Raw genomic sequence first — 12009 nt, 5'->3', positions numbered from 1 at the left:
CCCTTCGCGCTGCAACAAAAATAAAAAAGGACGCTTCCAGATTGACGACGCTCGGCATTTTGCCGAGCGTTTTCTTTTGCTTGGCGGACGATTTCGCTCTCGTTGCAAAGCAACATGTCGCACCCTGTGTCGCAGGCCATATTGCAGACTGGAATATATTATACCAGAATGACTTCGTGCGCAGACGAGGAGCGCGCTCGCAGCGGCATCCTCCAAGAGAGCGCGTTAGGGAGGACACATGGTTTCCAGCACAGAGGCGACACCGCCTGTTCAGGCACAGTCCAGCGGCTTCCGCTGGCTCCAGCTCGCGATGGGCATCATCTGCATGGCGATGATCGCCAACCTGCAATATGGCTGGACACTGTTCGTCGATCCGATCGACGCGAAGTTTCACTGGGGTCGCACGGCGATCCAGCTGGCCTTCACGATCTTCGTCGTCACCGAAACCTGGCTCGTGCCGGTCGAGGCCTGGTTCGTCGACAAATACGGCCCGCGCCTCGTCATCATGTTCGGTGCCGTCATGATCTCGCTGGCATGGGTGCTGAACTCCTACGCCGACTCGCTCACCCTGCTCTACGCCGGCGCCGTCATCGGCGGCATCGGCGCCGGTGCGGTCTACGGCACCTGCGTCGGCAATGCGCTGAAATGGTTTCCCGACCGCCGCGGCCTCGCCGCCGGCGCCACCGCGGCCGGCTTCGGCGCGGGCGCCGCGCTCACCGTCGTGCCGATCGCCAGCATGATCGCCTCAAGCGGCTATCAGAGCGCCTTCTTCACCTTCGGCATCGGCCAGGGCCTGATCGTGTTCGTGCTCGCGATCTTCCTGCGGCCGCCGACCCACGCCGCACCTGCGCGCAAGAAGCAGCTCAACCTGCCGCAGAGCAAGATCGACTACACGCCGCCGCAGGTGCTGCGCACGCCGATCTTCTGGATCATGTATCTGGTGTTCGTGATGGTGGCCTCCGGCGGCCTGATGACCGCCGCCCAGATCGCCCCGATCGCGCACGACTTCAAGATCGCCAACGAGCCGGTGTCGCTCGCCGGCTTCCAGATGGCAGCGCTGACGTTTGCGATCTCGCTCGACCGCATCTTCGACGGCTTCGGCCGTCCGGTGTTCGGCTGGATCTCGGATACGATCGGCCGCGAGCACACCATGTTCATCGCCTTTGGCACCGCCGCTTTGATGCTGCTGACGCTGGCGAATTACGGCCACAACCCGATCGTGTTCGTGCTCGCGACCGCGGTCTATTTCGGCGTGTTCGGCGAGATCTACAGCCTGTTCCCGGCGACCTCGGGCGATACGTTCGGCAGCAAATATGCCGCGACCAACAACGGCATGCTCTACACCGCGAAGGGCACCGCCTCGCTCCTGGTCCCGCTCGCGAGCCTCGTCTCCGCCAAGTATGGCTGGCAGGCCGTGTTCGTGATCGGCGTTGCGCTGAACGCGACGGCGGCGCTGATGGCGCTGTTCGTGATCAAGCCGCTGCGCCGCGCCTTCATCCTCGGCAAGGAGGCGGCGGTCACCCAGCCTGCGGCGCAGGACGTTCGCACCACGGCGTAAATCACCCGCTTCTTCCCGCGACTGCAGGAGGCGCATCCCGATGCGCCTCCTTTTCTTTTTTCTTTTGGCGCGCCGTGCATGCCAGATGCCAATCCGAGCATACATTTGACAGCATCGCTGACCTTATTTTCCAGGCATCTGCCCAGAAAACATCAAGATCCCAATTGACTTCTGGCATAACGTATACCAGACTTCCTTCTGTTCAAGACAACAAACGGGAGGGTGCCATGAAAGTTGGAGACATCCTGCGCAACAAGACGGCGCGCGTGATCACGGTGCGAATGAATGAGACCGTCGGCGTCGCGGCGCAGTTGATGCGCGCCAGCAATGTCAGCGCCCTCGTCGTGAAGGACGTCGTCCGCACGGAAGGCAACACCGCCGCCGGCATGTTCACCGAGCGCGACGTGGTGCGCGCCATCGCCGAGCACGGCGCCGCCGGCGTCACCATGAAGGTCTCGCAGTTGATCTCGCCGCAGCGGCTGATCTCCTGCAGCACTGAGGACACGCTCGAGCACGTGCGGCATCTGATGAACGTGCATCACATCCGCCACCTCCCGGTCATCGTCGACTTCGCGCTCGCCGGCGTCATCAGCATGCGCGACGTCTCCAGCGCCTTCGACGAAGCGGAAGCTCCGGTCGCCGCCTGACGCGTCCAGCCCGGTCAGCGGAACCGGTTCATCCCCCAGGGAGTCTTGTCGGAGCAGCGCGCCGCCTGTTAGGCGGTGCGCTGAGAACAGCGGCACAGTAAGGTCGCCGCTCATTCTGACCGACAGGATTCCTCGCGATGAAAGCCTATGTCTACGGCGCCCAGGGCGCCGCGATCACCGATATCGCCAAGCCCACGCCGAAGGGCACGCAGGTCCTGGTCCGCGTGCGCGCCTGCGGCCTCAATCGCGCCGATCTCGGCATGACCAAGGGGCATGTGCATGGCGCCGCCGGCGGCGTCGGAACGGTGCTCGGCATGGAATGGGCCGGCGAGGTCGCCGAGCTCGGTCCCGACGCCAAGGGCGTGAAGATCGGCGCCAAGGTGATGGGCTCGGGCAGCGCCGCGTTCGCCGAATACACCCTCGCCGACCACGGCCGTCTGTTCCACGCGCCGTCGAACATGAATTTCGACGAGGCCGCCACGCTGCCGATCGCGTTGACCACGATGCACAACGCCGTCGTTACCAACGGCGCTTTGCAGCCGGGCCAGCGCGTGCTGGTGCAGGGTGCGAGCTCCGGCGTCGGCCTGATGGCGATGCAGATCGCCAAGCTCAAGGGCGCCTCGCTGGTGGTGGGCTCCTCGACCGATGCGATGCGCCGCGGACGGCTCAACGAGTTCGGCGCCGATCTCGCCATCGACTCCAGCGATCCCGCCTGGGTCGATCAGGTGCTGCAGGCGACCAACGGCGAGGGCGTCGATCTGATCATCGACCAGGTGTCCGGCAAGGTCGCCAATCAGAACCTCGCCGCGACCAAGGTCCTCGGCCGCATCGTCAATGTCGGCCGGCTCGGCGGCACCCATGCCGACTTCAACTTCGACCTGCACGCGGCGCGCCGCATCACCTACGTCGGCGTCACCTTCCGCACCCGTTCGATCGAGGAGATCCGTACGATCTTCGACGAGGTGAAAAAGGACATCTGGAGTGCGGTCGAGCAGCGCACGCTGCGGCTGCCGATCGACCGCGTCTTCGCCTTCGACGACATTGGCGCGGCGTTCGCGCACATGGAGGCGAACAAGCATCTCGGCAAGATCGTGGTGACCTTGTGAACGCAACCTTCTGAGATTTAGAAGCACTCGAAACAGCGCGCGGTCCGCGCCCATGGACCGCGCGATCCCGGCTTTCATGGTGCGGCCTCGGCTGCTACATCCGCCGCCATGAGAGACGCCGCCTCCCATGTCGATTCCGGGAAAACCCGTGTCGCCGCGATCTCGATCGCGGCGAGCGCCAGCATGGCCGCGGCGAAGTTCATCGTCGGCATCCTGATCGGCAGCCTCGCGCTCGTCTCCGAGGCCCTGCACAGCGCCGTCGACGTCGTCGCCACCGTGATCACCTGGATGGTGGTTCGGGTATCGGACCGGCCGGCCGACGACGAGCATCATTACGGCCATGGCAAGCTGGAGAGCCTGTCGGCGCTCGGCGTCATCGCCCTGCTCTACGTGCTGGCCGGCGGCGTGCTGGTGGAATCCGTCAGCCGGCTGCGCGAGGCGGCGCCGCCGCCGTCGCTGTCGGCGATTCCGTTCGTGGTGCTGCTGGTCGACATCGCCGTCAACTTCTGGCGCGCCCGCGCGCTGCACCGCGCCGCGCACGAGACCCACAGCCAGGCGCTCGCCGCCGACGCACTGCATTTCGCCTCCGACGTGCTCGGCTCGATTGCCGTCATCGGCGGCCTGGTCCTCACCGCGTTCGGGTTCTGGTGGGGGGATTCCGCCGCCGCGGTCGCGGTCGCCCTGATGATCTCGGTGCTCGGCCTGCGGCTGGCGCGCTCCACCGTAGAAACACTGCTCGACCGTGCACCAGAGGGCGCGGCCGAAAAGGCGCGCGCCGCGATCCGTTCGATCAACGGCGTCGTCGATGTCGAGCGGCTGCGGGTCCGGCTCGTCGGCGCAACGCATTTTGTCGACGCCACGGTGCAGGTGCCGCGCACCTACCCGATCGACCGTGTGCACGAGATCAAGCGCGATGCGCAGGCCGCGGTCGATGCCAGCCTGTCCGGCGCCGACGTCACCTTCACGACGGTGCCGGTCGCGCTCAGCAACGAGAGCGTGCGCGAGCGCATCATGGTGATCGCGCGCAATTCCGGCCTCGCGATCCATCACGTCACCGTCCACGACGTCGGCGGCCGCCTGATCGTCGCGATCGACCTCGAGGTCGACGGCGACATGAGCCTGTTCGCGGCGCATGCGATCGCGCACGAGCTGGAACGCAGCATCCGCGACGAATTCGGCGCCGACGTCGAGGTCGACACCCATATCGAGCCGCTCGAACCCGAGCTGCCATTCGGCGTCGACGCGCCGGCGCAGCGGATCGCCGAGATCGCCGCCGCCCTGCAGCGTCTCGCCGCCGAGACCGACATGTACGACGTGCACAATGTCCGCGTCCGCAACACCGAGGCCGGCGAGATCGTCAACTTCCACTGCCGCGCGGCGCCGTCGATGAGCGTGCTGAAGGTGCACGACAATGTCGACCACATCGAGCGCGGGGTGCGTCGCGCCTTCCCGAGCGTCAAGCGCGTCATCAGTCACGCCGAGCCGCCGCACGGCTGAAGCCTGAACGTCATGCTGCGTTCCCGCTTCGGACTCACTCTGCCGGCTTTTCGCCATGGCAATTCCGCATTGGATAAGATTTATTAGCTTTTGCCAAATCGTTGACTCTCGACAGCCCGAGAAATCTGGATTCAAATCAACTTGATTCGGAAGCGGCTGGGGCTCTTTCGAAATTCGGGTATCCAAGAAGTTTCGGGGGTCTACAGCATGGCGCGTGCGCATGCCGCGAACGCGTGCGTCCAATCTTCTGATTCCATCAAGGGGTTGGCGCAATCGATCGCGAAACCGGCCTATCAAAGGCTGCTGACTGCTGAGCCGGTATTGCGTCGTGCTGTCCCTACTTTGATCATCGCCTTTCTCGTCACCATCTGTCTCGGCGCCTTCGTCCAGGTGCTCGACCAGAGCCGTCAGAAGCGCGGCGCGACCAAGCGCGACCTGGCCGCGATCTCCGACCTGCTCGCCGACCGTATCGGTCATCTGGCGACGCGCCCGGACCGCATCGCCCACATCGAGCATCTGCAGAGCCTGCTGCCCGACCTGATCCCCGCCTGGGGAGCGGCGGCCGGACGCCACGTGATCGTCACCGGCGCCGACCACCGCATCCTGGCCCGGGTTCCGGTCGACGCCGCGCTCGGCGAGAACGACCGCATCCTCGATCTGATCTCGACCGCGCAGCTCTTGGCCACGCCCGGCCTGCAGGGCGCGGTCACCGAGATCACCTTGCCGAACGGCCGTCCGGCCTTCGCAGTGTCGCAGTTGATCAAGGCGCTGCCCGGCCGCGTCGTCGTGATCCAGGAGAAGCTCGAGCCGATCTGGGGCTCGGACGCCGCGCTCTCGGTGACCCTGTCGGCGACGACGGGCTTCGTCGTGCTGATCCTGGGCTTCGCCTTCCACTGGCAGTCGACCCGCGCCCGCGAGGGCGACCTGATCAACGACGCCGTGCGCGGCCGCATCGACACCGCGCTCAATCGCGGCCGCTGCGGGCTGTGGGACTGGGACCTGTCGCGCGGGCGCATCTTCTGGTCGAACTCGATGTTCGCGATGCTCGGCCTGGAGAACCGCACCGACCTCCTCACCTTCGGCGAGGTCAACGCGCTGGTGAACTCGGACGACATCGACCTGTTCGAGATCGCCGACCAGCTCGTCGCCGGCGACATCCACCAGATCGACCAGAGCTTCCGGATGCGCCACACCGAGGGCCACTGGATCTGGCTGCGGGTTCGCTGCGAGCTCAGCCAGGGCACCTCAGATTCCGGCCTGCACCTGATCGGCATCGCGGTCGACGTCACCGAGCAGAAGAGCCTGGTCGAGAAGACCGTCGAGGCCGACCTGCGCCTGCGCGACGCGATCGAGACGATCTCGGAAGCCTTCGTGCTGTGGGACGCCAACAACCGGCTGGTGCTGTGCAACTCGCACTTCCAGAAGCTGCACAAGCTGCCGGACTCCGCCGTGATCCCCGGCACCTCCTATGAGACCGTCATCGAGGTCGGCAAGATGCCGGAGATCCGCACCCGGCTGCACGACCACAGCCAGCAGGCGCCGGGCGGCCGTACCTTCGAGGCGCAGCTCGACGACGGCAGCTGGCTGCACATCTCCGAGCGCCGCACCAAGGACGGCGGCTACGTCTCGGTCGGCACCGACATCACCCGCATCAAGGAGCACGAGCAGAAGCTCGTCGACAACGACCTGCGCCTGCGCGCCACGGTCATCGACTTGCAGCGCTCGCAGAGCGCGCTGGAACGCCAGGCGATCGAGCTCGCCGACCTCGCCGAGAAGTACTCGCAGGAAAAGACCCGCGCCGAGGAAGCCAACCAGACCAAGTCGAAATTCCTCGCCAATATGAGCCACGAGCTGCGCACTCCGCTCAACGCCATCATCGGCTTCTCCGAGATCATGGGCAGCGGCATGTTCGGCTCGCTCGGCTCGGAAAAGTACCAGGAGTACTGCCACGACATCCTGACCTCGGGTCAATATCTGCTCGAGGTGATCAACGACATCCTCGACATGTCGAAGATCGAGGCCGGCCGCATGAAGCTCGACATGGAGCCGCTCGACCTCGCCAAGACGCTGGCGGAATCGCTGCGCGTCGTCTCCGGTCGCGCCTTGGACAAGAGCCTCGTGCTCGACGCCGACATCGGAGGCAGCATCCCGGTCGTCGCCGACCGTCGCGCCACCAAGCAGATCATGGTCAACCTGCTGTCGAACGCGGTGAAGTTCACCCCGGAGGGCGGCCGTGTCACGATGCGGAGCCGCGTGTTCGAGGACAAGGTCGTGCTCATCATCGCCGACACGGGCATCGGCATCCCTGCGCATTCGCTGGCGCGCCTCGGCCGCCCGTTCGAGCAGGTCGAGAGCCAGATGACCAAGACTTATCACGGCTCCGGGCTCGGCCTCGCCATCGCCCGCTCGCTGGCCCAGTTGCACGGCGGCTCGATGCGGCTGCGCTCGCGGCTGGAGCACGGCACCGTCGTGCGCGTGACCCTGCCCCGCGACGCGTACAAGGCCACGGCGAGCATCTCGGTCGCGGCGTGAGCGCGGCGGCCGTACTGCCGTAGCGTGGGCACTTTGCCCACCCTACGGCAACATCATCAAATCGGACTCACATCTCAAAGAGATTGCACTTCAGGATCAGGCCCCACAGGCATGACAGCGCTCTCGCGTGACGGATGATGCCCGAGGCATGCGATCGGCTTGCCCTTCGGACATGCAACGCCGACGCAGGCGGATGACGGCATCATGACGTCGCTTCGTGCCTAGTCAGCAACATCGGCGGAACGTGGTATTGACGCACCTGCACGTCAGCAACTAAGGCAGTTGCTCCAAGATCTGGAGTACCGCGCGTGATCATTGCCTTCATCGTTGCCGCCTTCGCCTATCGCTTTGCCATGCTGGGCGTCTCGATCCGCAACGAAAAACGGCTGCGCGCCGACGGCGCAACCGAATACGGCGCATCCGTGTCGCGCTGGTTGGCCATCGCACATGTCGCTTTCTATCTCGCCGCGACGGCCGAGGGCCTCGTCCGGGATGCGCCGCTCGACGCCGTCAGCATCATCGGGTTCGTGATCTATCTGTTCGGCGCGGTGATGCTGCTTGTGGTGTCGCAATTGCTCGGCCGCCTCTGGACCGTCAAGCTGATGCTCGCGCGCGACCACGCGCTGGTGACCCATCCGCTGTTCCGGATCGTGCGCCACCCGAACTACTTCCTCAACATCCTGCCCGAGCTGATCGGCTACGCGCTGACCCTGCACGCCTATCTCACGCTCGTGGCCGGCCTGATCATCTATGCCGTGCCACTGACCTTGCGGATCCGGCAGGAGGAGAAGATCATGCGGGAGCAATTTGCGGCGTACTGAGCGGAGCTAGCCGCTCCGCGAGTTCGCCGCGCGGACCGCAACTTTCACCAAGTCCGACGCTCGACGCCCGTGCAAGGGTTCGGTGACCATCATCGTACCCAAGGGAGCATCGCGATGCTGAAGCGGATCTGGCACGGCTGGACCAGGGCGGCGGATGCCGATGCCTATGAGGACCTGCTGCGGTCAACGATCTTTCCAGGGATCATCGATCGGGAAATCGAGGGATTTCTGAGCATCGAGCTGCTGCGCAGGCCGCTCGAAGACGAGGTCGAATTCGTGACGATCATGACCTTCGCCGATCAGACGGCGGTGGTTCGCTTTGCGGGTCCGGCGCATGACACGGCGGTGGTGCCGCCCGCGGCGCGGAAGCTGCTCAGCCGCTATGACGGCCATGCCGGGCATTATGAGCTGAAGACCACGCGCCACGCGCAAGGTCAGGGTTCCGCGACCGCATGAGAGCCCGAAGTCTGCCGATGATGCCAGCAAGGTCGGTGACGACGCCGACCGTCGCCACGGCAGCAACCTGGATGGCGACGCTGCGCTCGCAATGACGAGAGGAGACAGTGTACGCCATCATGGCGAGCGCAGCGGAGCAAGCCTGGGCCATTGTTCACCGCCGGTGCTGAGGCGCTGGGCCAGCGGCAACTCCGCGGACGCGCGCCTCACGCCTGCAGGCTGGGCGCGACCTCGCGGGCGATCTGGACCAGCGCCGCGATCAGCGGGGTCATCGGGTCACGCTGCGGGATGACCAGGCCGATCTGGTAGTTGATGACGGGATCGACGATCGGGATCGAGCGCACCTTGTCGGCGAGGCCGAGCGTTTCGGCGAGCTTGGCCGGCATCACGCTGGCCCAGCGGCCGGTCTTGACATGGGTGTACAGCACCAGCAGCGAGTTCGACGTCAGCGTCGGCGTCACCTCGTTGCCGGCGGCCTTCAGAGCGCGGTCGATGATGCGGCGGTTCTGCATGTCCGGGGTCAGGAGGCACAGCGGCACCTGCCCGACCTCCTGCCAGGTGACCTGATCGCGATCGCCGAACATCGCGTCGGGCGCGGTCAGCAGCCGGTAGCTCTCGTTGTAGAGCGGGATGGTGCGGACGCGGCCGATCGGCTCGTTCTCGATGTAGGTCAGCCCGGCATCGACCTCCAGGTTCTCCAGCAGCCCCAGCACGTCGGCCGACGTGCACGACATGATGCGGAACCGGACCTCCGGATGCTTGGCGCGGAACGGCGTCGTCAGCGACGCCACCATGCCGAGCACCGTCGGCACCGCCGCGATCCGGATCTCGCCCGATAGCTTGTCCTTGAGGCCGTTGATCTCCTGGCGCATCGCACGGAAGTCGCCGACGATCCGGCGCGCCCAGTCGAGCGTGCGCTCACCCTCCGGCGTAAAGCCCTGGAACCTGGAACCGCGCTGCACCAGCATAACGCCGAGGATCTCCTCGAGCTGCTTGATGCTGGTCGACATCGTCGGCTGGGTCACGCCGCAGGCCTCGGCCGCGCGGCCGAAATGACGCTCCTTGGCCAGCGCCAGCAGCAGTTCGAGCTTGTCAATCAAGAGGTCGGCCTTCCAGCGGTTGAAGGGCCCAGTTCCGCACGTTTTCGGCGGTGCGGGCCACGGAGAAACCTATCACGGCGCGGCGGGCCCGGACACGGTAAAACGCGGCCGCAAGCCGGTCGCGCGAAGGCCTGTTTTTCGTCAACTTCTAGCTATCTCTCGATTGCGTTTCGCTATCGCAGCACGGGACTGCTTTATTGATATCTTGAGCAATTCCAATTTGGATGTGCGAAACGCTTGCAACGCAGAATCGGGATCAGGATGACGCCGGTGTACGAGACGTGGGACGCGGCGCGCGGCGCCGAAATCATCGCCCAACATAGCGGGATGGAGGGAGCAACCTTGCCCATCCTCCATGCGTTGCAGGAGACGTTCGGCCATGTGCCGGAGGATGCCATTCCGATGATCGCATCCGCTCTGAACCTCTCGCGCGCCGAGGTTTACGGCGTGTTCACGTTCTACCATGATTTCCGGGCCAAGAAGGCCGGTCGTCACGTGCTGAAGCTGTGCCGCGCCGAGGCCTGCCAGGCCGCCGGCGGCGATGCGCTCGCGGCGCGCGCCGAAGCGAAGCTCGGCATCTCCATCGGCAACACCACGGCCGATGAGCGCGTCACGCTCGAGCCGATCTACTGTCTCGGCCTGTGCGCAACCGCGCCGTCGGCCATGCTCGATGGCCGCCTGGTCGGCCGGCTCGACGAAGCCCGGATCGATGCTCTCGTCTCGGAGGCCCAGCGATGAGCGTGCGTCTTTTTGTCCCGTGTGATGCCGGCGCCCTCGCCGTCGGCGCCGATGAGGTTGCCCACGCGCTGCACAAGGCGGCGCTGGAGCGGAAGGTCGATATTGAAGTCGTACGCAACGGCTCGCGTGGGTTGTACTGGCTCGAGCCGCTGGTCGAACTGGAGACGGCGCAGGGCCGGTTCGGCTTCGGACCGGTGACGGCAGACGACGTGCCGTCCCTGCTCGATGCGATCGTCGCCGACAAGCCGCACAAGCTCTCGCTCGGCCTGACCGAGGAGATCCCGTGGCTGAAGCGGCAGACCCGCCTCACCTTCGCCCGCTGCGGCATCATCGATCCGCTGTCGCTCGACGACTACCGCGCCCATGGCGGCTACAAGGGCCTGACCCGCGCTCTGACGCTGACGCCCGATGCTGTGATCTCCGAGGTCACGACCTCGGGCCTGCGCGGCCGCGGCGGCGCAGGCTTCCCGACCGGCATCAAATGGAAGACGGTGGCGCAGACCGCGGCCGACCGCAAATACGTCATCTGCAACGCCGACGAGGGCGACAGCGGCACCTTCGCCGACCGCATGCTGATGGAAGGCGATCCCTTCGTCCTGATCGAAGGCATGACCATCTGCGGCATCGCGGTGGGCGCCACCAAGGGCTACATCTACACGCGCTCGGAATATCCGCACGCGATCGCGACCATGACCAAGGCGATCGACATCGCCAGGAAGGCCGGCCTGCTCGGCAGCAACGTCGCGGGCTCGAACTACAATTTCGAGCTGGAGGTGCGCACCGGCGCCGGCGCCTATGTCTGCGGCGAAGAGACCGCGCTGATGGAGAGCCTCGAGGGCAAGCGCGGCATCGTCCGCGCCAAGCCGCCGCTGCCCGCCCATCATGGCCTGTTCGGCAAGCCGACCGTCGTCAACAACCTGTTGTCGTTCGCCGCCATCCCCTTCATCCTCGACGAGGGCGCCAAGGCCTATGCCGATTTCGGCATGGGCCGCTCGCGCGGCACGATGCCGATCCAGATCGCCGGCAACGTCAAGTTCGGCGGCCTGTTCGAGACCGCGTTCGGCATCACGCTGGGCGAGCTGGTCGACGACATCGGCGGCGGCACCTTCACCGGCCGCCCGGTCCGTGCGGTGCAGGTCGGAGGCCCGCTCGGCGCCTACTTCCCCCGCGCCCTGTTCGACACGCCGTTCGACTACGAGGCGTTCGCCGCCAAGGACGGCCTGATCGGCCATGGCGGCATCGTCGTGTTCGACGACAGCGTCGACATGTCGAAGCAGGCCCGCTTCGCGATGGAGTTCTGCGCCATCGAATCCTGCGGCAAGTGCACGCCGTGCCGTATCGGCTCGACGCGCGGCGCCGAGACCATCGACAAGATCCGCCGCGGCGAGCGCGTCGCCGAGAACATCGCCCTGGTCGAAGACCTCTGCGGCACTATGAAGCTCGGATCGCTCTGTGCACTCGGCGGCTTCACGCCCTACCCTGTGCTCTCGGCGCTGAAGCACTTCCGCGAAGATTTTGGCCCCCAGCAGCCGCGCTTGCAGGCTGCGGAATAAG

Annotated in this window: 11 protein-coding genes; 9 read left to right on the top strand and 2 right to left on the bottom strand. The window is 65.7% G+C overall.

What is annotated here, in order from left to right; genetic code table 11:
* Window positions 1-238: 238 nt before the first annotated feature.
* From oxlT to QX073_RS11170, 3 genes are all read left to right on the top strand, one after another.
* Window positions 239-1558: an oxalate/formate MFS antiporter gene (gene oxlT, locus QX073_RS11180; RefSeq protein WP_315716168.1), complete on the top strand. Its 1320-nt coding sequence runs from the start codon at window positions 239-241 to the stop codon at window positions 1556-1558.
* Between the two features lie 227 nt (window positions 1559-1785).
* The gene (locus QX073_RS11175) at window positions 1786-2205 is read left to right on the top strand and encodes a CBS domain-containing protein (protein WP_015665845.1); all 420 of its coding nucleotides are present in this window, start codon (window positions 1786-1788) and stop codon (window positions 2203-2205) included.
* Between the two features lie 137 nt (window positions 2206-2342).
* Entirely contained in the window at window positions 2343-3311 is a 969-nt protein-coding gene (locus QX073_RS11170; RefSeq protein WP_315828281.1) for a zinc-binding dehydrogenase, read from the top strand.
* A gap of 74 nt (window positions 3312-3385) precedes the next feature.
* On the opposite strand, the gene QX073_RS11165 is transcribed toward QX073_RS11170, so the two are convergent.
* A complete protein-coding gene (locus QX073_RS11165) occupies window positions 3386-3514 on the bottom strand; it encodes a hypothetical protein (protein WP_315716165.1) in 129 nt (42 codons plus the stop codon).
* On the opposite strand from QX073_RS11165, the gene QX073_RS11160 reads away from it, so the two are divergent.
* From QX073_RS11160 to QX073_RS11145, 4 genes are all read left to right on the top strand, one after another.
* Entirely contained in the window at window positions 3495-4808 is a 1314-nt protein-coding gene (locus QX073_RS11160) for a cation diffusion facilitator family transporter (protein ID WP_316184524.1), read from the top strand. The genes QX073_RS11165 and QX073_RS11160 overlap by 20 nt on opposite strands.
* 207 nt (window positions 4809-5015) lie before the next feature.
* Window positions 5016-7340, top strand: coding sequence for a PAS domain-containing sensor histidine kinase (locus QX073_RS11155; protein ID WP_315753037.1), 2325 nt, complete (start codon window positions 5016-5018; stop codon window positions 7338-7340).
* Between the two features lie 308 nt (window positions 7341-7648).
* On the top strand, window positions 7649-8161 hold the full coding sequence (locus tag QX073_RS11150) for an isoprenylcysteine carboxyl methyltransferase family protein (protein ID WP_315828280.1): 513 nt from the start codon (window positions 7649-7651) through the stop codon (window positions 8159-8161).
* A gap of 114 nt (window positions 8162-8275) precedes the next feature.
* The gene (locus QX073_RS11145; protein WP_315828279.1) at window positions 8276-8617 is read left to right on the top strand and encodes an antibiotic biosynthesis monooxygenase; all 342 of its coding nucleotides are present in this window, start codon (window positions 8276-8278) and stop codon (window positions 8615-8617) included.
* Window positions 8618-8823: 206 nt separating this feature from the next.
* Here the strand turns inward: QX073_RS11145 and QX073_RS11140 are convergent, their stop codons facing one another.
* The gene (locus QX073_RS11140) at window positions 8824-9717 is read right to left on the bottom strand and encodes a LysR family transcriptional regulator (RefSeq protein WP_315716160.1); all 894 of its coding nucleotides are present in this window, start codon (window positions 9715-9717) and stop codon (window positions 8824-8826) included.
* Between the two features lie 261 nt (window positions 9718-9978).
* On the opposite strand from QX073_RS11140, the gene QX073_RS11135 reads away from it, so the two are divergent.
* Window positions 9979-10455, top strand: a complete 477-nt coding sequence (locus tag QX073_RS11135) for a formate dehydrogenase subunit gamma (protein WP_315753146.1) — start codon at window positions 9979-9981, stop codon at window positions 10453-10455.
* The gene (locus tag QX073_RS11130; protein WP_315753040.1) at window positions 10452-12008 is read left to right on the top strand and encodes an NADH-quinone oxidoreductase subunit NuoF; all 1557 of its coding nucleotides are present in this window, start codon (window positions 10452-10454) and stop codon (window positions 12006-12008) included. Before QX073_RS11135 ends, QX073_RS11130 begins: the two co-directional genes overlap by 4 nt.
* Window position 12009 lies beyond the last annotated feature (1 nt).

The sequence above is a fragment of the Bradyrhizobium sp. SZCCHNS3052 genome (genome assembly GCF_032484495.1).
Classification (GTDB): Bacteria; Pseudomonadota; Alphaproteobacteria; order Rhizobiales; family Xanthobacteraceae; genus Bradyrhizobium.
The sequence above is the reverse complement of the archived record's forward strand: the minus strand, read 5'-3'. Positions and strand labels throughout refer to the sequence as shown.

Coding starts and splice junctions, on each gene's coding strand:
- oxlT (WP_315716168.1), top strand. CDS start 239: ATGGTTTCCAGCACAGAGGCGACACCGCCTGTTCAGGCACAGTCCAGC.
- QX073_RS11175 (WP_015665845.1), top strand. CDS start 1,786: ATGAAAGTTGGAGACATCCTGCGCAACAAGACGGCGCGCGTGATCACG.
- QX073_RS11170 (WP_315828281.1), top strand. CDS start 2,343: ATGAAAGCCTATGTCTACGGCGCCCAGGGCGCCGCGATCACCGATATC.
- QX073_RS11160 (WP_316184524.1), top strand. CDS start 3,495: ATGGCCGCGGCGAAGTTCATCGTCGGCATCCTGATCGGCAGCCTCGCG.
- QX073_RS11165 (WP_315716165.1), bottom strand. CDS start 3,514: ATGAACTTCGCCGCGGCCATGCTGGCGCTCGCCGCGATCGAGATCGCG.
- QX073_RS11155 (WP_315753037.1), top strand. CDS start 5,016: ATGGCGCGTGCGCATGCCGCGAACGCGTGCGTCCAATCTTCTGATTCC.
- QX073_RS11145 (WP_315828279.1), top strand. CDS start 8,276: ATGCTGAAGCGGATCTGGCACGGCTGGACCAGGGCGGCGGATGCCGAT.
- QX073_RS11135 (WP_315753146.1), top strand. CDS start 9,979: ATGACGCCGGTGTACGAGACGTGGGACGCGGCGCGCGGCGCCGAAATC.
- QX073_RS11130 (WP_315753040.1), top strand. CDS start 10,452: ATGAGCGTGCGTCTTTTTGTCCCGTGTGATGCCGGCGCCCTCGCCGTC.